Origin of the sequence: Acidovorax sp. GW101-3H11 (assembly GCF_001633105.1) — a bacterium.
GTDB lineage: Bacteria > Pseudomonadota > Gammaproteobacteria > Burkholderiales > Burkholderiaceae_C > Acidovorax.
In genome coordinates this window covers 89,733-113,850 of the sequence record NZ_LUKZ01000029.1, presented here as the reverse complement: position 1 = coordinate 113,850, position 24,118 = coordinate 89,733, and the positions used below count along the sequence as shown (strand labels likewise).

General features: G+C 66.4%; 19 protein-coding genes. 14 read left to right on the top strand and 5 right to left on the bottom strand.

Going from position 1 to position 24,118, the window contains the following annotated elements; translation table 11 throughout:
* The first annotated feature begins 88 nt into the window (after window positions 1-88).
* Together flhD and flhC are read left to right on the top strand one after the other, a co-directional pair.
* Window positions 89-415: a flagellar transcriptional regulator FlhD gene (flhD, locus tag A1D30_RS20885; RefSeq protein WP_008902803.1), complete on the top strand. Its 327-nt coding sequence runs from the start codon at window positions 89-91 to the stop codon at window positions 413-415.
* Window positions 416-450: 35 nt separating this feature from the next.
* A complete protein-coding gene (gene flhC, locus A1D30_RS20880) occupies window positions 451-1,002 on the top strand; it encodes a flagellar transcriptional regulator FlhC (protein ID WP_063462649.1) in 552 nt (183 codons plus the stop codon).
* 117 nt (window positions 1,003-1,119) lie between these two features.
* On the opposite strand, the gene A1D30_RS20875 is transcribed toward flhC, so the two are convergent.
* Together A1D30_RS20875 and A1D30_RS20870 are read right to left on the bottom strand one after the other, a co-directional pair.
* A complete protein-coding gene (locus tag A1D30_RS20875; RefSeq protein ID WP_063462648.1) occupies window positions 1,120-1,695 on the bottom strand; it encodes a FlgO family outer membrane protein in 576 nt (191 codons plus the stop codon).
* A complete protein-coding gene (locus A1D30_RS20870) occupies window positions 1,692-2,426 on the bottom strand; it encodes a hypothetical protein (protein ID WP_063462647.1) in 735 nt (244 codons plus the stop codon). The genes A1D30_RS20875 and A1D30_RS20870 overlap by 4 nt, the downstream gene beginning before the upstream one ends.
* 138 nt (window positions 2,427-2,564) lie before the next feature.
* Here A1D30_RS20870 and A1D30_RS20865 point away from each other — a divergent pair, with 138 nt between their 5' ends.
* Together A1D30_RS20865 and A1D30_RS20860 are read left to right on the top strand one after the other, a co-directional pair.
* Window positions 2,565-3,824 (top strand): spherulation-specific family 4 protein, encoded by a 1,260-nt coding sequence (locus A1D30_RS20865; protein WP_063462646.1) that lies wholly within the window; start codon window positions 2,565-2,567, stop codon window positions 3,822-3,824.
* A 244-nt stretch (window positions 3,825-4,068) separates the two neighbouring features.
* Entirely contained in the window at window positions 4,069-5,154 is a 1,086-nt protein-coding gene (locus A1D30_RS20860; protein ID WP_242421969.1) for an AI-2E family transporter, read from the top strand.
* On the opposite strand, the gene A1D30_RS20855 is transcribed toward A1D30_RS20860, so the two are convergent.
* Window positions 5,123-7,252, bottom strand: coding sequence for an EAL domain-containing protein (locus A1D30_RS20855; RefSeq protein ID WP_242421960.1), 2,130 nt, complete (start codon window positions 7,250-7,252; stop codon window positions 5,123-5,125). The genes A1D30_RS20860 and A1D30_RS20855 overlap by 32 nt on opposite strands.
* 189 nt (window positions 7,253-7,441) lie before the next feature.
* Window positions 7,442-10,231 carry a phosphoenolpyruvate carboxylase gene (ppc, locus tag A1D30_RS20850; protein WP_063462644.1) on the bottom strand — a complete coding sequence of 930 codons (2,790 nt, stop codon included), beginning with the start codon at window positions 10,229-10,231 and terminating at the stop codon, window positions 7,442-7,444.
* A gap of 131 nt (window positions 10,232-10,362) precedes the next feature.
* Here ppc and hemC point away from each other — a divergent pair, with 131 nt between their 5' ends.
* From hemC to A1D30_RS20810, 8 genes are all read left to right on the top strand, one after another.
* Window positions 10,363-11,301, top strand: coding sequence for a hydroxymethylbilane synthase (gene hemC, locus A1D30_RS20845; protein WP_063462643.1), 939 nt, complete (start codon window positions 10,363-10,365; stop codon window positions 11,299-11,301).
* Window positions 11,302-11,312: 11 nt separating this feature from the next.
* Complete coding sequence (locus tag A1D30_RS20840; RefSeq protein WP_063462642.1) at window positions 11,313-12,119, top strand: uroporphyrinogen-III synthase; 807 nt, start codon at window positions 11,313-11,315, stop codon at window positions 12,117-12,119.
* Window positions 12,116-13,252: a uroporphyrinogen-III C-methyltransferase gene (locus tag A1D30_RS20835; RefSeq protein ID WP_199866025.1), complete on the top strand. Its 1,137-nt coding sequence runs from the start codon at window positions 12,116-12,118 to the stop codon at window positions 13,250-13,252. The genes A1D30_RS20840 and A1D30_RS20835 overlap by 4 nt, the downstream gene beginning before the upstream one ends.
* 12 nt (window positions 13,253-13,264) lie before the next feature.
* Window positions 13,265-14,542, top strand: coding sequence for a heme biosynthesis HemY N-terminal domain-containing protein (locus tag A1D30_RS20830; protein WP_063462641.1), 1,278 nt, complete (start codon window positions 13,265-13,267; stop codon window positions 14,540-14,542).
* A 376-nt stretch (window positions 14,543-14,918) separates the two neighbouring features.
* Window positions 14,919-15,488: a cytochrome b gene (locus tag A1D30_RS20825; RefSeq protein WP_063462640.1), complete on the top strand. Its 570-nt coding sequence runs from the start codon at window positions 14,919-14,921 to the stop codon at window positions 15,486-15,488.
* Window positions 15,489-15,547: 59 nt separating this feature from the next.
* Complete coding sequence (locus tag A1D30_RS20820) at window positions 15,548-16,123, top strand: YceI family protein (protein ID WP_063462639.1); 576 nt, start codon at window positions 15,548-15,550, stop codon at window positions 16,121-16,123.
* Between the two features lie 85 nt (window positions 16,124-16,208).
* Entirely contained in the window at window positions 16,209-16,781 is a 573-nt protein-coding gene (locus A1D30_RS20815) for a YceI family protein (protein ID WP_063462638.1), read from the top strand.
* Window positions 16,782-16,958: 177 nt separating this feature from the next.
* Window positions 16,959-17,582, top strand: coding sequence for a VOC family protein (locus A1D30_RS20810; protein ID WP_063462637.1), 624 nt, complete (start codon window positions 16,959-16,961; stop codon window positions 17,580-17,582).
* Window positions 17,583-17,741: 159 nt separating this feature from the next.
* Here A1D30_RS20810 and A1D30_RS20805 read toward each other — a convergent pair whose 3' ends face one another.
* Window positions 17,742-19,628 carry a M48 family metallopeptidase gene (locus A1D30_RS20805; RefSeq protein ID WP_063462636.1) on the bottom strand — a complete coding sequence of 629 codons (1,887 nt, stop codon included), beginning with the start codon at window positions 19,626-19,628 and terminating at the stop codon, window positions 17,742-17,744.
* A gap of 290 nt (window positions 19,629-19,918) precedes the next feature.
* Between A1D30_RS20805 and A1D30_RS20800 the strand changes: the two genes are divergently transcribed.
* Together A1D30_RS20800 and galU are read left to right on the top strand one after the other, a co-directional pair.
* Complete coding sequence (locus tag A1D30_RS20800; protein ID WP_063462635.1) at window positions 19,919-22,816, top strand: valine--tRNA ligase; 2,898 nt, start codon at window positions 19,919-19,921, stop codon at window positions 22,814-22,816.
* A 90-nt stretch (window positions 22,817-22,906) separates the two neighbouring features.
* On the top strand, window positions 22,907-23,794 hold the full coding sequence (gene galU, locus A1D30_RS20795; RefSeq protein WP_063462634.1) for a UTP--glucose-1-phosphate uridylyltransferase GalU: 888 nt from the start codon (window positions 22,907-22,909) through the stop codon (window positions 23,792-23,794).
* Window positions 23,795-24,118: the final 324 nt, after the last annotated feature.

The following is a 24,118-nucleotide window of genomic DNA, read 5'->3' as shown; positions in this document are numbered from 1 at the left end:
CGGTTTCACAATCCATTTCAACGGATCACGCAAAACCTGCAACCAGCAGGCAACGCAGGGTCCGGGAACTGGAACAAAGGAAGCCGCCATGACCAACGAACAACTCCTCGCCGAAATCCGCGAAGCCAACCTCACCTACCTGATGCTGGCCCAGACCCTGATTCGCCAGGACAAGGCAGAAGCCGTGTTCCGCTTGGGCATGAACGAAGAGTCTGCCGATATTCTCGCGTCGCTGTCTGCCGCGCAAGTGATGAAGCTGGCCTCCCGCAACACGCTGCTGTGCAGCTTCCGCGTGGACGACAACCTGGTGTGGAGCTTGCTGACCAACCACTCGGCCAAGAAGGTGGGCAACGAAGCCACCAACACACTGCACGCCAACATTTTGATGGCCAGCCGTGTGTCGGAAGTGCTCTGAACCCGACCCTTCTTCACCCCGCCTGAAAGCCCGCCATGTCTACCTCCGCCAAAGCCCCAGTCAAGAGCGTTCTGAACGAATCGAAGCAGATCGAACGCGCCGCCATGCTGATCCAGATGGGCGCCCGCATGCAGGTGCTCGAATCGGAAACCACGCTGTCGTATGAGCGCCTGATCCGGCTGTACAAGGAGATCGCAGGCAAGTCGCCATCGAAAGGCCAGCTGCCGTTTTCGACCGACTGGTTCCTGACCTGGCAGGAGAACATCCACAGCTCGCTGTTCCTGAACATCTACGAGTACCTGTCCAAGGGCGTGGACCTGGATTCGGTGGAGTTGCTGACCAAGGCCTACCGCCTCTATAACGAACAAGTCACCACCGCCGAGATCGAGCCTCTGCTGTCCTTCACCCGCGCCTGGCGTCTGGTCAAGTTTGTGGACGCGGGCATGCTGACCCGCACCAAATGCTCACAGTGCAGCGGCCAGTTTGTGACCGAGCTGTACGAGAACCGCCACTTCACCTGCGGCCTGTGCAACCCACCAGCGCGCGCGGGCAAGAGCAAGACGGCGGGTGCGTTGATGTTGCATTGAGCCGGGGCCATCTGAAGCCCAAGACAATGGCCTCAGACCAAATTCTCAGCGCCCCTTGCCAGCCCCTTGCGGGCTGGTTTTCATTTCCGCAGCTGCATTTGCGCACCGGCAATCGACTCAACGCCCGGTCAACAGCATGCGCACGTTCTCGTCCACTGGCACCGCATAGCTGTGGGCCGCGACCACATGGTTGCCCATCGGATTCACCAGCTTGAGGCTGAGGTAAAGCATTGACGCGGACATCGCGTAGGTCCCCACCACCACGGCCTGCGCGTTCTGCGCCTGGCTCACCTCGCGTGCTTCGCGGGACAGCAGCAGCTCTCCCTGGTCGCGGTGCAAAACCAGGCTCTCGCGCAGCTTCACCTCCGTCACGCGCAGGCCCCGCTGCACCATGCGACCCGCTATCTGCTCCGAAAAGATACGCCCAAGGCGCGAGGATTCATTCAATCGGTCCACATTGACCAGCGTCGCCACCAGCACCGGCTGACTGGCATCCAGAACCGCATGCAACAGCAGCGCATCAGTGGCCCGTTCATTGACCTCAATCAGATCGGTACGAGCGCCCCCGCCAGTGCGGTCACCGTAGTAGTAGGTGCTGACCGGGTTGCTGGCGCAGCCCTGAATGCCAAGCGCCGCCAGGACCGCCGCAGAGCACCACAGGGCTCTGCGCGCCAAAAGATGCAGCGTCTTCATGGTGCCACCACCCGCCAGGTCTTGACCGGTGTCGGAACGGGAGCCACGGGCGGCAGCTCGGGCAGGTAGAGCACCGCATCAGCTTGTTCGATGTAATACATGTCAGCCGACCCCGCGAGGTAGCGGTCCTGGCTTTTGAGCGTGGTGGTGATGAGCACTTCGGTGCGTGTGGGGCCGCCCGCAGCAGCACCCTGTGTGTACAGCTGCGCCATGTCCAGGGCCACACCCGCCCCTACCCCCAATGCGGTGGCCACACCGGGCAACAGCGTGCGGTCCGCGTAATGCACCTTCCAGTCGCGCCACACACCAACACCCGTGCCCAAAAGGGTCCCGCCGATAGGCACAGGCAAGTTGCGAGGAACCGCCGATTCATGCTGCACCAGCTGCGTTTGCACCTCGAGCACTACCGCTGTTGGCACGGTCGAAACCGCCACCCCCCGGTTCAGCAAATGCACCTTCAAGAGTTTGAGGAAACCCAAGTTGAAGCTGGAGTTGTCCGCCACAGTGACGTGGATGGGGTACTCGCCTTGTGGCCAGGAGGCAATCTTGTCGGCCACGCGCGCGGCCACATCACCCGCCAGCACATCCCAGTGGTGCACGGCGCGCGCCTTTTTCTGGCCAGTGGCAGGGTAGTTGTCAGCGCGCGGCACATCCAGGGTGCCACAGCCTGACAGCAGCACCGCAGCCAGCACGGCCGCAAGGCTGAGAATGCGGAGGTAGGGGGATGTCATGGGGGCATGTTAGCGGCGCAGGTCCACCGCGATCGGCGCAACAGCGCGGTTTTTCCCGTCCAAAGCCGCGCTTTCAGCGCTTGGAAGCACCACGGCCTGCGTTCACAATAGCTCCACACAACGAACCTCCTGAAGACCATGCACACCATGAACACGACAAACCGCCTCGCATCCCTGCTGGCCTTGACCGCTGCTCTGGCGGGCTGCGGAGGAGCGGCAGACAAAACCAGCACACCGGCCCCCTCGCCCACCCCAGCACCGGCACCTGCCCCCGTGCCGACGGCCCCCGTCAGCGTGGGCTTTGTGCAGCCGACCAGCAACGTGCTCGAACCCAATGTGTCGGAATCCCTGTCGGTCAATGTGCTTGTCAATGGCAGCCAGGCCCCCAACGGCACCGTCGCAACGTTCACCGTCAACCCCACCAGCGCAGCCGCTCTGGCCCCCGTGGCGCCGACCACGGTGGGCGGCGTTGCCAACTCCACGCTGACGGTGAGCAGCCTGCCTCCCACGGCCACTTTCCAGGTTGCCGCCACTACCACCAGCAGCGCCAACACGGCCACGGACAGCCTCACCTACTATGTGCGCCCCGCACACAAGCCATTGCAAGTGCTGGTGCCCGCCTACTTCAGCGCCACCGGTACCACCTCGCCCTGGGTCACCCTCACCAGCGGCGCGACCAGCTATCCGGACGTGAAGATCACCGCCATCGCCAACCCCAGCAGCGGCGTCCTGACAGCTGACACCAAGGAAGACACTGATCTCACCAAAGCCATCAAGGCCTTCCAGGCCGTCTCGGGCACCAGCAACCGCGTGATTGGCTATGTCGCCACCACCTCGATCAGCAGCGGAGCGCTGTCGGTGGCCGACATCAAGGCCACCATCACCAACTACATCCGGCTCTATCCCGGGCTGTTCGACGGCTTCTTCCTGGATGGCATGGCCACCGACAGCTCCCGCGTGGCGCATTTCCAGGAGGTCTATACCCATGTGAAGGGGCTGACCACGGGCCTGACCACCGGCGCAACGCCGCCCGCCGCCCCCATCGTGATCGGCAACCCGGGCACTTACCCGGTTGCGGCCTACGCGGGTGTCGCCGACACGCTGGTGACCTATGCGGGCAATGCGGCGGCCTACGCGAACATCGACCCCCAGCCAGGCAACACCTGGGTCTATGCCAAGGACAACAGCGCACAGGCCATGCTGGTACACACGGCCAGCACCTGCACCGACATGCAGACGGCCGTGAAAAATGCCAATCGGCCGCGCATGAACACGGGCGTGGTCTACGCAACCAACCTGGCGATCGGGGCGCCTTGGTCCGCACTGCCCACCTATTGGCAGCAGATGCTGGGCACCGTGGACGCATTGAACAAGCAACGCACCCTGCCCCTGTGCTGACTCTGGCCGATGGCCGTGGGGGCTGCCCCGCGCTGAGCCGCCTGTTTACGATGGGGCCATGACGACCGCCCCCATCACCCCCACGCCGCCGCCGGACACCCCGCCCCCCATTGCAGACGCGGGGTCGCCCCTTCCCGCAACCGGCACCGCGCCCGACCCGGAGCCGGAGGCCTTGATTTCAGCGGCCACACCGACGGCTGCCCCCACACTGGCGCCACCGCCCGCAGCGCCCCTGACCCTCCACATGCCCGTGGACGTGCGCAACCTGTCGCTTGCCCTGCTGGCGCTGTTTGCCACGGTGGCGCTGCTGCACTGGGCCAGTGCGGTGTTCATCCCCATCATGCTCAGCCTGCTGCTGACCACCGCGCTGCGGCCGGCAGTGGATATCCTGCACCGCTGGCACATTCCGCGCTGGCTGGGGGCGGGCGCGCTGCTGATCGCCATGGTCTCGGGGCTGGCCAGTGCCGCCTGGTCGCTCAGCGACGGCGCCGCGCAGCTGGTGGACTCGCTGCCCGTGGCCGCGACGAAGGTGCGCGACAACCTCAAGGCCCGTGCGGGTGGCAGCAGCCCGCTGGACACCATGCAGAAGGCCGCCACGCAGCTTGAACAGGCGGCCAACGAAAGCAGCGCCACGGCCGCGCCGCGCCGGGGTGTGCAGCGGGTCATTGTCGAGCGCCAGCCCTTCAACATCCGCGACTACCTCTGGAGCGGCACCGTGGGGCTGATGTCGGCCCTGGGGCAGCTCATGGTGGTTGTGTTCCTGACCTTCTTCGCCCTGGCCTCGGGCAACCTGCTGCGCGACAAGCTGTTGCGCATCGCGGGCACCAGTCTGGAGCGGCGCAAGGTCACCACGCATGTCCTCGATGACATCACGCGCCAGATCCAGCACTATCTGCTGCTGCAGGTGTTCACCAGCGTGCTGGTGGGCGTGGCCACGGGCCTGGCCTACTGGGCACTGGGCCTGCAAAACGCAGCGGTGTGGGGCGTGGCGGCCGGGGTGCTCAACCTCGCGCCCTACATCGGCTCGGCGCTGGTCACGGGTGCGTCGGCGCTGGTGGCCTTCCTGCAGTTCGGCACCCTCGACATGGCCCTGGCCGTGGGGGGGGCATCCCTGGTGATCCACACCATCGTCGGCAACCTGCTTACGCCCTGGCTCACCAGCCGCGCCAGCAGCATGAGCCCGGTGGCCGTTTTCGTGAGCGTGCTGGCCTGGGGCTGGCTCTGGGGCCTGTGGGGGCTGCTGCTGGGCATCCCGGTGATGATGGCCGTAAAAGCGGTGTGCGACCGCGTGGAAGACCTCAAGCCGGTGGGCGAGCTGCTGGGCCAGTAGGCACGACGGGTGCCACCTTGCCTGCAACACCCTGCGCGCACTGCTGCACAAACGCGGGCAGGTCGTCCGCCGCCAGGGCACGGCTGTAGTACCAGCCCTGCACGCGCAAGTCGATGGAGGCGGGCAGCACCTGCAGCTGTTCATCGGTCTCCACCCCCTCGACGACGATGCCCAGCCCCAGGCTCTGGCAAAAGTGCAACAGGCCCTCCAGCACGCGGGCACCTTGTGGCTCGGCACTGGTCACCACAAAACTGCGGTCGATCTTGATGGTGTCCACCGCAAAGGCGTGCAGATAGCTCAGTGACGAGTACCCGGTGCCAAAGTCGTCGATGGACACCTTGGCGCCCACGGCATGCACCCGGGCAATGGCATCGCGCATCTGCGCCACATCGGCCGCCAGGGCGTCTTCCGTGATCTCGATGCTGATACACCCCGCTGCAGGCGCAATCAAGGCCACCAGGCGCTGGCAGTGGGCGGGCGACATGAGGGTAGGCCCCGTGACGTTGATGGAAACCGGCAGCTCAAACCCCGCATTGCGCCAGCGCCGGTACTGCCGCAGCGCCGCAGCCGCCACCCACAGGTCCACCTCCTTCATCAGCCCCGCCTCGGACAACCAGGCCAGGAACGACCCCGGTGACTGGATCCGCCCCTGCGAGTCGCGGGCGCGCAGCAACGCCTCGCACCCCACACACAGGCCCGTGCGCGGCGACACCTGCGGCTGGTACTCCAGGAAAAACTCATAGCCCCCCATGCGGCGCACCCGGGCCACCAGATCCTCCCGGCGGGCCTGGCCCTGCTGCGCCGCCACGATGGGGTCGTGGGCATAGAGGCTGCCCTCCTCCTGCAGCCGCGTGAAGGTGGTGTCCAGCCCGGGCAGGTGCACGGTGGTGGCGTTGTGGCGCTCCAGCGCACGCACGGCCGGTGCATAGATGCAGGCCCCAAGCAGCACCAGGGCCAGTTGCAAGGCCACAGCCGACCAAGCCCCCTGGGTGCTGACATAGGCGTTGAACACCACCGGGGCGTTCAGGGGCATGGGCACGGTGGCCATCGGCACCCAGCCCGCCTGCACGGCCGCCAATGCCAGGCAGGCGTTGACCGCAGGCACCAGGATGAAGGGAATGAGCAGGCGCGGATTCAGGATCAACGGGATGCCGAACAGCAGCAGCTCGTTCACATTCAGCAAGGCCATGGGCAGGCTGGCCACCGCCAGCAGGCGCAGCCCCGGGCTGCGCACCCGCCACAGCACAGCCACCACCAGCGACAAGGTGCCGCCCGCGCCCCCGATGAAGGCAAACGCCCCCAGCAGCCCCGCGTTGAGCGGGTACTGGGGCACCTGGTCGGTCAGCAGCTCGATGGCGTTCCAGCCCACCGCCTGCTCCAGCACCTGGAACAGGGGCTGCAGCGCGTGGTAGCCGTGAATGCCAAAGAACCACAGCAGCGAGTTCATGCCGGTGAGCACGACGGCGTTGAAGTAAGGCCGATCGGGATCGACCATGTCCATGGGCAGGCTCCAATGCGCCAGGCCCGACCATTGCTGCAGCAAAGCCAGCACCGCCGCCAGCAGCCCGGCAGTGACGATGCCGGGCACCACCATGTTCACCGCGTCCTCAACGTTGTCGCTGACCAGCGCTCCGCGTGACACCTGCAGCCAGCGCACCCGCATCAGCCGGGCTATCAGCGGCACATTGATGAGCGGCGACGCAATCGCGATGAACAGCACCAGCGTGGCGGCAGCACGCGGCTGCCCACTGAGCTGGTACGACGCCAGCGCCACATACACAAAACACAGAAAAGCCACCGGCAGCCGTGGCAACTGGTGGCGAATGGCCAGCATGTAGCCAATCGAAGCGGCAATCAGCAGCGGCAGGATGCGACTGATCTCGCCATGCAGCCCCGCCAGCATGTCGCCCACCGCAGGCGGCAGCCCCAGCACCCGGGCCAGCACCGACAGCACCAGGAACACGGCCGACACCATGAGGCAGGGCAACACCCACAGCAGCCCCTCGCGGATGGCCCGCATCGAATCGGCGCGCGCCACGGCCTCCAGCCGGTGCGACAGCAACACCCTCCAGGCCGCCAGATCCATGCCCAAAGCCATGCCCCCCGGCCCGTTAGCGACGAGCCACCACCATGACAACGCACCGCAGGGCCGTGCCACCACAGTGGCTACTCTGCGCCGATAGCCAGGGCCTGCTGCCAAGCCCCCGCCAAGGGCGCTGCAGCGCCCCGGTGGCCATGCTAGCGCGCGCGGGCGCAGGTGGCAAAACGGCTGAAGAAGCGCGGGCGATCAGCCCGTATTGCGCAGCCCAGCCGCAATCCCGTTGATGGAGATGTGGATACCCGTCTGCACACGCTCGTCGCCCTGCCCTGCACGCCAGCGGCGCACCAGCTCCACCTGCAAGTGGTGCAGCGGGTCGATGTACGGAAAGCGGTGCTTGATGGAACGCGCCAGCGCCGTGTTGTGCGTCAGGCGCTGCTTGTCGCCCGTGATGCGGGTCAGCGCCTCGGCCGTGCGTTGCCACTCGGCCTCGATGGCGGTGAACACCTTCTTGCGCAGGCGCGCGTCGGTCACCAGTTCGCTGTAGCGCGATGCCAGGGCCAGATCGCTCTTGGCCAGCACCATGTCCATGTTGGACAGCAGTGTGCGAAAGAACGGCCACTGGCGGTACATCTTCTGCAGTAGCGCCAGCTGGGCCTTGGGGTCCTTGCCCTCGGCGTTCACGAACGCATCCACCGCCGAGCCAAAACCGAACCAGCCCGGCAGCGTGAGGCGGCACTGGCCCCAGCTGAAGCCCCAGGGGATGGCGCGCAGGTCTTCGATCTTCTGGCTGGCCTTGCGGCTGGCGGGGCGAGAGCCAATGTTCAACTCGGCAATCTCACGGATGGGCGTGGAGTTGAAGAAGTAGTCGGTAAAGCCGGGCGTTTCGTACACCAGCGCACGGTAGCTGCCCATGCTGGCCAGCGAGAGCTGCGCAGCAGCATCCAGAAACGCCTTGGTCGCAGGCTTGGTGGGCTGCAGCAGCGTGGCTTCGAGCGTGGCGGCCACCAGGGTTTCGAGGTTGCGGCGGCCGATCTCGGGGTTGGCGTATTTCGACGCAATGACCTCGCCCTGCTCCGTCAGACGGATCTGGCCGCGCACGGTGCCGGGCGGCTGCGCCAGGATGGCCTGGTAGCTGGGGCCGCCGCCCCGGCCCACCGTGCCGCCCCGGCCATGGAACATGCGCAGCTGGATGCCGTGGCTGGTGGCGAGTTCGTCGAAAAGTTCAACGAGGGCAATCTCGGCGCGGTACAGCTCCCAGTTGCTGGTGAAGATGCCGCCATCCTTGTTGCTGTCGCTGTAGCCGAGCATGATGTCCTGCTCGCCACCGCTGCGCTGCACCAGCGCCGCCACGCCGGGCAGGCTGTAGAACTCGCGCATGATGGGCGCGGCGTTGCGCAGGTCTTCGATGGTCTCGAACAGCGGCACCACGATGAGGTGGTTGCGCGACTCGGCATCGAGCGTGCCATTCATCAGGCCCACTTCCTTTTGCAGCAGCAGCACTTCGAGCAAATCGCTCACCGTTTCGGTGTGGCTGATGATGTAGTGGCGGATGGCTTCGTGACCGAAGCGCTCGCGCATCACGCGGGCGGTCTCGAAGATGGCCAGCTCGCCCTGGGCATGGGCAGAGTATTCGGCACCCACCACACGCAGCGGGCGCGCGTCGTTCAGCAGCTTGATCAGCAGTGCGCGCTTGGCGGCTTCCTGCAGGCCGGCGTACTGGGGCTCAATGCGCGCCTTGGCCAGCAGCTCGGCCACCACTTCTTCGTGTTTGTCGGAGCTTTGGCGCAGGTCCACCGTGGCCAGGTGAAAACCGAACACCTGCACGGCGCGGATCAGCGGATGCAAGCGCTCGGCGGCCAGGGCCTCGCCGTGGTGTGACTGCAAAGAGGCCTCGATCACCCGCAGGTCGGCCAGGAACTCCTCGGCGCTGGCGTAGGCGTTTTGTGGCGCCACGGCGTGGCGAGCGGCCTCGCCACCCGTCAAGTCCTTGAGCGATGCCGCCAGGCGCGCATAAATGCCTGTGAGGGCGCGGCGGTAGGGCTCGTCCACGCGGTGTTCGTTGGTGTCGGGCGAGCGCTGGGCCAAGGCCTCCATCTCGGCCGACACCTGCACCAGGCGGGCAGACAGCGACAGCTCGCCGCCCAGGTAGTGCACCTCGGTCAGGTAATGGCGCAGGGCCACTTCGGCCTGGCGGCCCAGCGCGTACTGCAGCGTCTGCGCCGTCACATTGGGGTTGCCGTCGCGGTCGCCGCCGATCCACTGGCCCATGCGCAGAAAGCTGTGCACGGGGTACTGGCCCAGCTCGTTTTCCAGGTCGGCGTAGATCTTGGGGATTTCGCGCAGGAAGGTAGCTTCGTAATAAGAGAGCGCGTTTTCGATCTCGTCGGCCACGGTGAGCTTGCTGTAGCGCAAGAGGCGCGTTTGCCACAGCTGGGCCACGCGGGCGCGCAGCAGGGCTTCGTTGGCGGCCAGCTCGCGCGGGGTGAGCGCATCCTTGGCGCTGTTGTAGAGCTGGGCGCGCACCTGGATGTCGTCGCGCGTGGCCAGCAATTGGGCGATGTCGCGCTCGGCGTCCAGAATGCTTTTGCGCTGCACCTCGGTGGGGTGGGCGGTGAGCACGGGGGCCACGTAGCTGCCCGCCAGCGTCTGCGAGATGGTCTTGGGCGCAATGCCGGCCCAGCGCAGGCGCGACAGGGCCACCTCGATGCTGCCTTCTTGCGTGTCGCCTGCACGCTCGTGCACGGCGCGGCGGCGGATGTGGTGGCGGTCCTCGGCGAGGTTGGCCAGGTGGCTGAAATAGGTGAAGGCGCGGATCACGCTCACCGTCTGGTCGCCCGACAGGGACTTGAGCAGCTTCTTGAGCGCGCGGTCGGCTTCCTGATCGGCGTCGCGGCGGAAAGCGACGGAGAGCTTGCGCACCTGCTCCACCAGCTCGTACGCAGCCACGCCCTCCTGTTCTCGGATCACGTCGCCCAGAATGCGCCCGAGCAGGCGGATGTCGTCGATCAGGGGCTGGTCCTTGTCGGATCGTTTCATGGTGCGTGAGTCTCCGGAGGTGGGTGGTGGCCGGGAGCCGCCTGCCCCCGTGTCCCCCGGGGCGCACCAGCCCCAGTGCGGGCGCATGCTAGCATCGCCCGCCCCTGAAAGATTACAAACAGGTTACGAACTTGAGCCTCCAGAACGCCCCTCTTTCCATCGTGATCGCCACGCGCGAGAGCCGCCTGGCGCTGTGGCAAGCCGAGCATGTACAGGCCCTTTTGCGCGCACAGGGCCACCAGGTGGAGCTGCTGGGCATGACCACCAAGGGCGACCAGATCCTGGACCGGTCGCTGTCCAAGGTGGGCGGCAAGGGCCTGTTTGTGAAAGAACTGGAAGTGGCGCTGGAAGAAGGCCGCGCGCACATTGCGGTGCATTCGCTCAAGGACGTGCCCATGGAGCTGCCCGAGGGTTTTGCGCTGGCCTGCGTGATGGAACGCGAAGACCCGCGCGATGCGTTTGTCTCCCCCCACTACCCCAACATCGATGCCCTGCCCCAGGGCGCGGTGGTGGGCACATCCAGCCTGCGCCGCCAGGTGCTGCTGCAGGCCCTGCGGCCCGACCTGAAGATCGAGCCACTGCGTGGCAACCTCGACACCCGCCTGCGCAAGCTGGACGAAGGCCAGTACGACGCCATCGTGCTGGCGGCTGCGGGCCTGAAGCGCCTGGGGCTCGAATCCCGCATCCGCGCCACCTTCGCGCCCACCGCCATGTTGCCCGCCGCAGGCCAGGGTGCCCTGGGCATTGAAGTGCGCAGCGACCGGCAAGACCTGATCGACGCACTGGCGCCGCTGGCCCACCAGCCCACCTGGCTCACCGTGGCCGCCGAGCGCGCCGTGAGCCGCGCCATGGGCGGCAGCTGCTCCATGCCGCTGGCTGCACACGGCACCTTCACCGATGGTGTGCTGCAGCTCGATGCCGCCTGGGGCGATGTGGACGCACAAGCCCCCCTGGTGTGCGCAGCGGCCAGTGCCCCCGTCACCACGCTGGCGCAGGCCGAAGCGCTGGGCGAAGCGATTGCACAGCGCCTGCGCGCCGGTGGCGCGCGGGGCGCAGAACCCCTGAATTGATCGGCCCAGCCATGCCCCGGGTGATCGTCACGCGGCCCGCCCGCGAGGCTGCACACTGGGTCGGGCTGCTGGCGGCACGCGGCATTTCGGCCGTGGCCCTACCGCTGATTGACATCGGGCCGTGCACCGACGCGGCAGCACAACAAGCGCTGGCCCAGGCCCACGCCCGGCTGACGCAGTACCGGGCGCTGATGTTTGTCAGTGGCAATGCGGTGGTCCATTTTTTTGAAGAAAAATCGGCCTCTGCGCGCGACCATCATGCCCTATCAGCTATCAAAATAAGAGCATGGGCACCCGGCCCCGGCACGGCGCGTGCGCTGGAGCAAGCCGGGGTGCCACCGGGCCACATCGACGGCCCGGCGCCCGACGCCCCGCAGTTCGATTCGGAGGCGCTGTGGCAGCAGGTGGCCGGGCAAATCCGGCCTGGCGACCGGGTGCTCATCGTGCGTGGGCGCTCGGGCGGCGTGCACGACACCGCCCAGGGCAGCGGCCGCGACTGGCTGGCCCGGCAGATCGAGGCCGCAGGCGGGCAGGTGGACTTTGTGGTGGCATACCAACGCGGCGCGCCCCGGCTGGCCCCCGCCGAGGTGGCGCTGGCGCAACAGGCTGCGCAGGACGGCTCGGTCTGGCTGCTGAGCAGCTCCGAAGCCGTGGCCCACCTGTCAGAGGCGCTGCCCGGCCAGCACTGGGGCGCAGCGCGTGCACTGGCCACCCACCCGCGCATTGCCGAAGCGGCGCGCGCAGCGGGCTTTGGCACCGTGGGGGAATGCCGTCCGGCGCTGGAAGACGTGGTGGCCTCGATAGAATCGGCCGCATGAGTTCTGCGCCGCCCAACGACCTGCCTCCAGCCCCCACCGCCGCCCCTGTGGCCGCACCCGTGGGCGCGCCTGCAGCAGGCCCTGCACCTGTGGCACCCGCCGCCGTGGCCCCCACACCGGGCCGGGGTGGCGCCGTCACCCTGCTGCTGGGCGCCGTGGCCGCTGCCGCGCTGGTCAGCAGCGGCATGCTGTGGCAAAAGCTCAGCGCCATCCAGGAGCAGCTCGCGCGGCAGACTGCCGACTCGGGCGCACAGGCCATCGAGGCCCGCACCATGGCCCGCCAGGCCGAAGAGCTGGTGCGCGAAACGGCCGCCCGCCTGTCGGTGGCCGAAGCCCGTGTGAGCGAAGTGGCGCTGCAGCGCAGCCAGCTCGAAGAATTGATGCAAAGCCTGTCGCGCTCGCGCGACGAAAACCTGGTGGTGGACATCGAATCCGCCATCCGCCTGTCGCAGCAACAGGCCCAGCTCACCGGCAGCCTGGAGCCCCTGGTGGCTGCGCTCAAAAGCGCCAACCAGCGCATCGAACGCGCCGCCCAGCCCCGCCTGGCGCCCGTGCAGCGCGCCATTGGCCGCGACCTGGACCGCCTGACCCGCGCCACCGTGACCGACACCGCCGGCCTGCTGGGCCGCCTGGACGACCTGGTGCGCCAGGTGGATGAGCTGCCCGTGCTCAACGCCGTGGCCCAGGCCGCGTCCACCAAACGCCTGTCCACCGGCCCCGCCACCCCTGGCAGCACGCCCGCCCCCACCGAAGGCCTGGCCTGGTGGCAGGCGGCCCTGCAGCGCAGCTGGGAGGTGGTGCGCGACGAGGCCCGGGGCCTGGTGCGCGTGAGCCGCATCGACCAGCCCGAGGCCATCCTGCTGGCGCCCGAGCAGACCTTTTTCCTGCGCGAGAACCTCAAGCTCAAGCTGCTCAATGCGCGCCTGGCCGTGCTGGCGCGCCAGTTCGACTCAGCCCGCGCCGACCTGGGTGCCGCCACGGTGGCGCTCAACAAATACTTTGACCCGGCCTCGCGCCGCACCCAGAACGCGGCCAGCACGCTGCAGACGGCCCAGGCCAGCCTGAAGGCGGCAGAGCAGCCCCGACTGGACGAAACCCTGTCTGCGCTGGCCACGGCCGCTGCAGGCCGGTAAAGGGCGGTACGCATGCGCGCTGCACTCTGGCTCCTGGCGTTGTTTGGCGTGGCCGTGGCCACGGCTTTGTTTGCGGGCAACAACCAGGGCACCATCACCCTGTACTGGCCGCCCTACCGCATCGACCTGTCGCTCAACATGGTGTTGCTGCTGCTGGTGGGCGGGTTTGTCACCCTTTATGCCGCCCTGCGCGCCCTGGCTGCGCTGCTCGAACTGCCCCACCAGGCCCGCCGCTGGCGCGTGCAGCAAAAGGAGCGTGCCATGCACGCGGCCTTGCTCGACGCGCTCACCCACATGCTGGGCGGCCGCTTCATCCGCTCGCGCAAGGCGGCCGTGGCGGCGCTGTCGCAAGAGCATGCCCTGGAGGCCAGCGGCGAGGCCGTGCCCCATGGCAAACAGCTGCGCGCCCTGGCCCACATGATTGCGGCCGAGGCATCGCACGCACTGCAAGACCGCGCGACCCGCGAGAGCCATCTGCAGGACGCGCTGCAGGAAGCCCCGATGCGCGGCACGGTGAACGAGCAGGAAATGCACGAAGGCGCCCAGATGCGCGCCGCCCGCTGGTCGCTGGACGACCGCGATGCCAGCGCGGCCCTGGAACGCCTGGCCGCCCTGCCCCAGGGCGCCGCACGGCGCACACTGGCCCTGCGCATCAAGCTCAAGGCCACCCGCCTGGACAGGCAGACGCAGGAGGCGCTGGACACCGCCCGCCTGCTGGGCAAACACCGCGCCTTCTCGCCCGCCGCAGCGCAAAGCATCGTGCGCGGCCTGGCCACCGAACTCATCAACAGCGCCCACGACACCGCCCAGCTGCAGCAGATCTGGCAGTCGCTGGAAACGGCCGAGCGCAACATGCCCGAGCTGGCCATCCACGCCGCGCAACGTCTGGCCGCGCTGGGCGGTGAGGCCACCCAGGTGCGCGCCTGGCTGCTGCCGGTGTGGGAGCGCATGGTGGACCTGCCCGATGCCCTGGCCGACCACCACGCGCTGAAGCTGGTGCGCGCACTCGAAGCCGGGCTGGACGAGCTCGACGCCCCCTGGCTGGCCCGCATCGAATCGGCCCACCAGGCCAACCCGCGCGACGCGCGCCTGCAGTACCTGGCGGGCATGGCCTGCCTCAAGCGCCAGCTGTGGGGCAAGGCACAGCAGCTGCTGACCCAGGCAGCGCAGCAACTGGCCGACCCCCACCTGCGCACCAGCGCCTGGCGCCGCCTGGCCGAACTGGCCGAGCAGCGCGGCGACGACAGCGCCGCCGCCAGCGCCTGGAAGCAGGCCGCGCTGAACCGCTGAGCCTGACCGGCTCGGCCATAGCGGCCCAGCCGATTCATCGCCTGCCGCCCACCACCACCCCGTGGAGGGACCGGTCACGCCACCGGCACCACCCCCACCCGCAGCAGCCCCCAGGGCTTGACGCCCCCGCCCACACGGGGCTGGCTCAGGCACGCCTGGCATCGCCCCACCGACCGGTGCACAGGCGAAAAAAGCGCAAAGCATTGGGGAACTTTGATTGCTAAGGGCCCCTCAATTCATTTTTTTTGAAATGAAGCGTCAATCTGCCTGAAGCCGAACCCGGCAGGCGCTTCCTACACTGCCTTCACGCCGACACGCCCGCATGCCCTGGGGCTGCCAGCAACCAGGCCCCCGCCCTTCACTGCCCACGCTTTTGATGACCACTTCTGCCACCTCCACGGCCACTGCCCCACGCCGCTACACACGTACTGCGATGCTGCTGCACTGGGTGCTGGGCTTTGCATTGATCGGCCTGTTTGGCGTGGGCATCTACATGACGGGCCTGCCGTTCTCGCCGCAGCGGCTCAAGCTCTACAACTGGCACAAGTGGGCGGGGGTCACCATCCTCGTACTGTCGGCACTGCGCCTGCTGTGGCGCGCCACACACCGCCCACCCGCGCTGCCCCAGGCCATGGCAGACGCCATGCCCGGCTGGCAAAAGCTGGCCCACCACGGCACCCATGGGCTGCTGTACACCCTGTTTTTTGCCGTGCCCCTGATCGGCTGGGCCTATAGCTCGGCGGCCGGGTTCCCCATCGTGTTCCTGGGCCTGTGGCAACTGCCCGACTTCGTGCCCGTGAGCAAGGAGCTGGCCGAGGCCATCAAGCCCTGGCACCAGATCACCGCCTTTGCCATGGCGGGCCTGGTGGTGCTGCATGTGGCGGCGGCACTCAAGCACCACCTCATCGATCGCGACGGCCTGCTCGCACGCATGCGGCCTTGGTAGGTGCCTCACCTCGGCCGGGCCACGCCTTCTCTTTGCTGTGTTTTGAACGGAGTTTCTGCATGAATCTGTCCTCTCCCCTGTCCCGCATCGTGCTCGGCGCCGCCCTGGTGGCCAGCGCCCAGGCCGCCCTGGCCCAGCAGCAACTGGTGCCCGCCCAGAGCGAGGTGCAGTTCACCGCGCGCCAGATGGGCGTGCCGCTGGATGGGCACTTCAAGAAGTTCAGCGCCCAGGTGGCGTTTGACCCGGCCAAGCTGGCCACGAGCAAGATCGCCTTCACCGTAGACACCGGCAGCGCCACGCTGGGCTCGCGCGAGACCGATGCCGAGCTGCCCAAGCCCACCTGGTTCAACGTGCCCAAGTTCCCGCAGGCGCAGTTCGAATCCACCGCCATCAAGGCGCTGGGGGGCGGCAAGTTTGAAGTGGCGGGCAAGCTCACCATCAAGGGCAACGCGCAGAACGTGGTGGTGCCCGTGGCACTCACGCAAAGCGGCCCCACCACCACGGCCACCGGCACGCTGCCCATCAAGCGCCTGGCTTTCAAAATTGGCGAGAACGAGTGGGCCGACACCTCGATGGTGGCCGACGACGTGACCGTGAAATTCAAGCTCGCGCTGACCGGTGTGAACAAGCTTTGACCGGTTGCCGACGGCAGCCCCACCTCTTTCGCTCCCACTTTCCCCTGGTTCGTTTCGTAGTTCCTCTTTTTTAGGAGTCTTTTCCATGCGCAAGTCCCTGTTCTCTTTGCTCGCCGTGGCCGCTGCCATGACCGCTGGCGCAGCCCAGGCCGCCAACTACGCCATCGACCCCACGCACACCTTCGTGACATTCGAGATCAGCCACTTTGGCGCCACCACCAACCGCGCCCGCTTCGACAAGAAGCAAGGCACGGTGGAGTTCGACCGCGCCGCCAAGACCGGCAAGGTGGACATCTCCATCGACACCACCTCGGTGAACTCGGGCACGCCTCCTTTTGACAAGCACCTGCAAAGCGCCGACCTGTTCGACGCCGCCAAGCACCCCACCATCAAGTTCGTGTCCGACAAGTTCAGCTTCAACGGCGACAAGGTCAGCGAAGTGACCGGCCAGCTCACGCTGCTGGGCAAGACGGCGCCCGTCACCCTGAAGGCCACGCAGTTCAACTGCTACGACAGCCCCATGCTCAAGCGCGAAGTGTGCGGCGGCGACTTCGAGACCACCATCGACCGCACCCAGTGGGGCATGAACTACGGCGTGGAATGGGGCTTCCCCAAGAACGTGCGCCTGGTGGTGCAGATCGAAGCCGTGAAGCAGTAAGCCACCCGGCCCCATTGCGGCACCTTCCCTGGTACTGCACACCAGCCACCCACGGCAGCCATGCCCGGGTGGCTTTTTCTTTGGGGCCAGGCATCGGCCCAGCCAGATTCAAAATTAACTTAACGTAAATCAATTACGAATAGTAGAATTACAGCCACCAATTTGAGGAGACTCCGCATGAACGCTGTCCTGAAGAAGCCTGACCTGGCCACCCTGCCCGCGCCTGCCGCCATCCAGCAGCTGCACCACTACGCCTACAAGGCGCGTGATGCCGAGGAGACGCGCCAGTTCTACGAGGACATCCTGGGCCTGCCGCTGTACCACATCATCCAGAGCGACTACGTGCCCAGCACGGGCGAATACTGCCCCTACACGCACTTCTTCTTCCGCCTGAAGGACGGCTCGTTCATCGCCTTCTTCGACCTGGGCGACGACGTGAAGGCCGAGCCCTCGCCCAACACGCCGCTGTGGGTCAACCACATCGCCTTCCGCGTGGACACGGTGCAGGAGCTGGAGAACACCAAGCAGCGCCTGGAGGCCCACGGCATCGAGGTGCTGGGCGTGACGGACCACCACATCTTCCACAGCATCTATTTCTTTGACCCGAACGGCATCCGCCTGGAGCTGTCGGCCCAGCTGGCCAACGAGGAGCAGATGGCCAAGGACAGCACCGTGGCCCACGCCCGCCTGGCCGAATGGACGGCCCGCAAGGAGCAGTGGCGCAAGGAGCGCGCCGAAGGCAAGGTGGCCGCGCCACTGAAGCCGCAGCAGAACGACCGGCCGGAGTTCGCCAAGGGCTGACGGGCCCAGGCCCCCGCCACGTTCCACCGCCATGGCGCAGGGCGGAACGTGGCGCCAGCCCTGAAAAACATGGGTAAAAATGGCCGTTACCGCGCGACCATCAAGAGTTATTAGCTATATATTTAATAGCAACAAACCCTTGCACTGCGGTGCTGCCGCTTACTGCGGCGGTTGTTGCGGTTGCGGTTGCGGTTGTTGTTGCTGCTGCGCCCGCATGATCTGGTGCCGCTGCCAGTAGGCCCCCACCACGGCGTTGAACTGGTCTTTTTCCTTGGTGAGGCCCGACAGCTTGATCTTGCTGGTCTTGGCGCCCAGGCCCAGCGCGTTCTTCTCGGGGTGCGTCACGACCAGCGCATTGCCAAAGCTGCTTTCCTTGAATTCCAGCGCCTTGATGGCGTCCCAGAACACCGTGGTCTCGTCGGCCGAGGTGCGGATGCCTTCGATGCTGACCTCCACCGTGTTCTCCCCCTTGAGCGCAAACACCACGGGCGGAAAGTAGCGCAGCACCAGCGCGCGCTCTTCGTCGGTGGCGGGCTCGTAGCGGTAGGCCAGGCTGCGCTCGTGGTCCTGCGCAAACTGCTGTTCGTAGTCACTCCACAGGCGCTGCTCGATCGCGTCGGCCGTCAAAATCTCCTGCACCCAGGTGGCGGCGGGCGCGCGCACAGCGATGGCGCCGTAGTCCCGCTCCTTCAGCGCCATGCCCACGTTGCGCAGGCGCTCGGGCATGGCGGGGTGCGAGTCAAACGGGTGGGGCACGTTGGCCGTCTTCATCGCCTCCAGAAAGTCGTCAGACGCTGCATAGGGCGCCAGCCCCTGGGCCACAAAGCGGGCGATGCCCAGCGTGGTGGTGTCGTGCCGCTCGTTGCGGCCAAACAGCTCGTCCTCGATCCTGGCGCGGTATTGCGCATAGGCCGCAATCTTGACCAGCGACTGTGCAATGGCCGCTGGCGAGATGAGCTTGGCGGCAATGCGGTCGGCCTTGAACTCGCGCTCCCGGCTGTCGCGCGCCAGGGCAAATTCGAAGATGGTGCGAAACAGGTCCAGCACCGGCGACACCACGGCCGACAGCCCGCCGCTGCGGATCGCGTGCCGGTAATGGTCAAACTGCACCAGCTTCGGGCCCAGCCGCGCGCTGCTCTGGGTGTCGCCGCCACGCAGGTGGGCCAGCTCGTGGCCAAACACGGCGTCGGCCTCGGCCTGGTCCAGGATGCGCAGCAGCGGCAGGCTGACAAACAGGGTGCGGCCTGTCAGTGTCTGGTTGCCCACCGTAAGCGGCGCCTCGGTCACAAAAAAGTTGGCGTCGATGCCCGCCACGATGTGCTGCGGCGGATCGGTCTTGAGGCGGCGCGCCATGTGGCGGATGCGCTTCCACAGCAGGGGCGCATCGTCCTCGGACACCAGCTCGCCCACGGCCCGGCTCTGGGACTGGACGCGCTTGAAGATGCCCGCCACCGCCACCAGCACGCCCGCCAGCACCGCAAAACCCACAAACAGCACCAGCTTGGGCGAATACTTGTGAAAGAAGAAGGCCGTGACCCAGAACGACAGCCACACGGCCATCGCCCCCTGCACCACCAGCGCGGCGGCACTGGCCCAGGTGGTCAGGCGCCAGCCCGCCACAAAGCTGCTGTATTGCAGCGTGCGGTCGGCAAAGGCCAGCGCGCCCAGGCCCAGCACCACCACCAGCAGCACGCCGCTGGCCACCAGGGTCCAGAACGACACCTTGTGCGCCATGTGGAACTGCCACACGTCTGAAAACCGCTCGCACAGCGCCGCGCGGTACTCCTGCGCCTCGGCCGAGTGGTTGTCGCAAATGGTGGACGGCGGGTTGCTGCGGAAATAGTCCTTGCGCGCCTGCTTCTCGGCGGGCGGCATGGCCTTTTCGGCGTCGATGCGCTGGACCACGTCGGCCACAAAATCCGCGTCCTGATCGCGCTGTGCGTAGACGCTGAACCCCAAGGTCAGCGCCGGGATCAGAAAAAGTGCCAGCAGCGCATAGACAAAGACCTTGGCAAGGCCCGCGCGGAGTGCGGAGGAAAGATGCATGGGTGGGACCGATTGGTTATATGTTTTTGACCCGGGCGAAGCATGGAGCTGCGCCTCCCTCTCCGAAGGCCCTCTTGCTCCACCGGGCGGGATTATCAAGACGCCACGGCAGCCCAGTCGAGCCACAAGGTAACAATTGGCGAGAAATGCCCGACCAGCGGAACGCCGGAGGGACCTGGACGAGGAGAAAAGGCCGCCGGGCACCCGCCGACACTCCCGTAAAATGCCCGGTCCACCCTCTTGACCGTTGAGGCACGCCCTGTGCCCGCCTCTTCCTTCTGCCAAACCCCATGAGCACGCCCCAAGCACAACCCGGCCTCGACAGCCTGTCCAAGTCCTTTGAACCCGCCGCACTGGAAGCCCACTGGGGCCCCGAATGGGAAAAGCGCGGATATGGCACTGCAGGCCACCGTGGCACGGGCGCACCACAGGCGGGCGAGCCCGCGTTCTCCATCCAGCTGCCGCCCCCCAACGTCACGGGCACGCTGCACATGGGCCATGCGTTCAACCAGACGATCATGGACAGCCTCACGCGCTATCACCGCATGAAGGGCTTCAACACGGTCTGGGTGCCCGGTACCGACCACGCGGGCATCGCTACGCAGATCGTGGTGGAGCGCCAACTGCAAGAACAAGGCATCAGCCGCTACGACATGGGCCCCACCCCGCCCGAGGCGCGCAAGAACTTTGTGAGCAAGGTGTGGGAATGGAAGGAAAAGTCCGGCAACACCATCACCACGCAGATGCGCCGGATGGGCGACAGCGTGGACTGGAGCCGTGAATACTTCACCATGGACGACAAGCTCTCCAAGGTGGTCACCGACACCTTCGTGAAGCTGTACGAGCAGGGCCTGATCTACCGTGGCAAGCGTCTTGTGAACTGGGACCCGAAGCTGCAGTCCGCCGTGTCCGACCTGGAAGTCGAGAACGAGGAAAAAGACGGCTCGCTGTGGCACATCGCCTACCCGCTGGCCGATGGCTCGGGCAGCCTGACGGTGGCCACCACCCGCCCTGAAACCATGCTGGGCGACGTGGCGCTGATGGTGCACCCCGAGGATATGCGTTACACGCACCTCATCGGCAAGATGGTCAACCTGCCGCTGTGCGACCGCCAGATCCCGGTGATCGCCGACGACTACGTGGACAAGGAATTCGGCACCGGCGTGGTGAAGGTCACCCCCGCGCACGACCAGAACGACTACGCCGTGGGCCAGCGCCACAAGCTGCCCATGATCGTGGTGCTGACGCTGCAGGCCACCATCAACGAGAACGCACCGCCCAAGTACCAGGGCATGGACCGCTTCGTGGCCCGCAAGGCCGTGGTGGCCGACCTGGAAGCCATCGGCGCACTGGTCGAGGTGAAGAAGCACAAGCTCATGGTGCCCATCTGCACCCGCACCGGCCAGGTGGTCGAGCCCATGCTGACCGACCAGTGGTTCGTGGCCATGAGCAAGGTCAGCGACCAGGACCCCACCGGCAAGAGCATTGCGCAAAAGGCCATCGACGCCGTGGCCAGCGGTGAAGTGACCTTTGTGCCCGAGAACTGGGTGAACACCTACAACCAGTGGATGAACAACATCCAGGACTGGTGCATCAGCCGCCAGCTGTGGTGGGGCCACCAGATCCCTGCCTGGTACGACGAAGACGGCAACGTGATCGTGGCCCGCGACGAAGCCGAAGCCCAGGCCAAGGCCCCGGGCAAGAAACTGCGCCGCGACGAAGACGTGCTGGACACCTGGTATTCGTCCGCGCTCGTGCCCTTCAGCACCATGGGCTGGCCTGAACAAGGCACCGCCGAGACCGACGACTTCAACCTGTACCTGCCCAGCAGCGTGCTGGTCACGGGCTACGACATCATCTTCTTCTGGGTCGCCCGGATGATCATGATGACCACGCACTTCACCGGCCGCGTGCCGTTCAAGCACGTGTACATCCATGGCCTGGTGCGCGATGCGCAGGGCAAGAAGATGTCCAAGTCCGAAGGCAACGTGCTCGACCCGGTGGACCTGATCGACGGCATCGCTCTGGAGCCCCTGCTCGACAAGCGCACCACCGGCCTGCGCAAGCCCGAGACCGCGCCCACCGTGCGCAAGAACACGCAAAAGGAATTCCCTGAGGGCATCCCGGCCTATGGCGCCGATGCGCTGCGCTTTACCTTTGCGGCGCTCGCATCGCTGGGCCGCAGCATCAACTTCGACAGCAAGCGCTGCGAGGGCTACCGCAACTTCTGCAACAAGCTCTGGAACGCCAGCCGCTTCGTGCTGATGAACTGCGAGGGCCAGGACTGCGGCCTGAAAGAGCACACCAAGGAAGAATGCCAGCCTGGCGGCAGCGCCCACGGCTACATGGAATTCAGCCAGGCCGACCGCTGGATCACCTCGCTGCTGCAAAAGACCGAGGCCGAGGTGGCCAAGGGCTTTGAAGAGTACCGCCTGGACAACGTGGCCAACACGATCTACGACTTTGTCTGGAACGAGTACTGCGACTGGTACCTGGAGATCGCCAAGGTGCAGATCCAGAATGGCACCGAAGCGCAGCAGCGCGCCACGCGCCGCACGCTGATCCGCGTGCTGGAAGCCATCCTGCGCCTGGCCCACCCCATCATCCCGTTCATCACCGAAGCCCTGTGGCAGGTGGTGGCGCCCGTGGCCGGTATCCCCGGCGCGTCGGTCAGCATTGCCCGCTACCCGCAGGCCCAGCTGGAAAAGATCGACGAGGCTGCGATTGCCCACATGGGCCGCGTGAAGGGCCTGGTGGACGCTTGCCGCGCACTGCGTGGCGAGATGAATGTGTCCCCATCCACCCGCCTGCCGCTGTACACCGTGGGCGACACCGACTTCATGCGCGACGTGGCGCCGGTGCTGCAGGCGCTGGCCAAGCTCAGCGAGGTCAAGGTGTTTGACGACGAAGCCGCCTGGGCCGCCGCCGCGCAGGCAGCGCCCGTGGCCGTGGTGGGCGAAGCCCGCCTGGCGCTGTACATGGAGATCGACGTGGCCGCCGAAAAGGCCCGCCTGTCCAAGGAAATCGCCCGCATCGATGGCGAAATCACCAAGGCCAACAACAAGCTCTCGAACGAAGCCTTTGTGGCCAAGGCCCCACCGGCCGTGATCGACCAGGAGAAGAAGCGCATCGCCGACTTTGGCGCCACGCTGACCCGTCTGCGCGACCAGCTGGGCCGCCTGGGCTGAAAAAGGACACAGGCCAGTCATCCCCTCTGGCCTGACCCTTGCATACCCGCGACGACAACAACACACCACACCCCGCCATCAAGGAGACCCATGACTGTTGCCACCACCGTCCGCAAGGCCGTTTTCCCCGTTGCCGGCCTGGGCACGCGCTTTTTGCCCGCCACCAAGGCATCGCCCAAGGAGATGCTGCCCGTGGTGGACAAGCCGCTGATCCAGTACGCCGTGGAAGAAGCCTATGCCGCTGGCATCCGCCACATGATCTTCGTGACCGGCCGCAGCAAGCGCGCCATCGAAGACCATTTCGACACCGCGTATGAGCTGGAGGCCGAGCTGGAAGCCGCCAACAAGAAGGAACTGCTGGCCCTGGTGCGCTCCATTCAGCCCGACGACATGGACTGCGCCTTTGTGCGCCAGCCCCGCTCGCTGGGCCTGGGCCACGCTGTGCTGTGCGCCGAGCCCCTGGTGGGCAAGGAGCCGTTTGCCGTGCTGCTGGCCGATGACCTGATGGTCGGCCCCCCCGGCGGCCAGCCCGTGCTGGCCCAGATGGCCTCCGCCTTCCGCCAGCAAGGCCGCTCGGTCATCGCCGTGCAGGAAGTGCCGGAAGACCAGGTGCACAAATACGGCATCGTGGCGGGCGAGCCCGCTGGCGGCCCGCTGATCCGCATCGAACGCATTGTGGAAAAGCCCAAGGCCGATGTCGCCCCCTCGCGCATGGGCGTGGCAGGCCGCTACATCCTCACACCCGGCGTGTTCGACGAGATCCGCAACCAGCCACGCGGCGTGGGCGGCGAGATCCAGCTCACCGACGGCATCGCCCGCCTGATGCAGCACGAAGCCGTGTACGCCTTCCAGTACCAAGGCAAGCGCTACGACTGCGGCAGCAAAGAGGGTTTCTTGGAAGCGACCGTGGAGCTGGCCTTGCAGCACCCGCAGGTGGGCGCGCACTTCCGGGAATATCTGAAGGCCCTGGCGCTGTAAGCCACAACCCCAACCCGCACTGGAAGCACCTCAAGCGCTTTCAAATCAATAGCTGCCAGCGCTTACCCAGAGCGCGCTGGCAGCTATTTTTTTGACCAATTTTTTGTTTATCTTATGGACTAGGGCGTGTCATCAATCAAAGCCCCTACATGGTTGAAAGAGCCTGCTGCAGCCACCATGTGGTGGCCGTGAGTAAAAGATACGCCCTACTTGATGCTCAATGGGAACGCATCAAGGACCTTCTGCCCGGTCAGGTCGGCCAGCCTGGCGCTACAGCCAAGGACAACCGACTGTTCGTTGACGCCGTGCTGTACCGCTACCGCG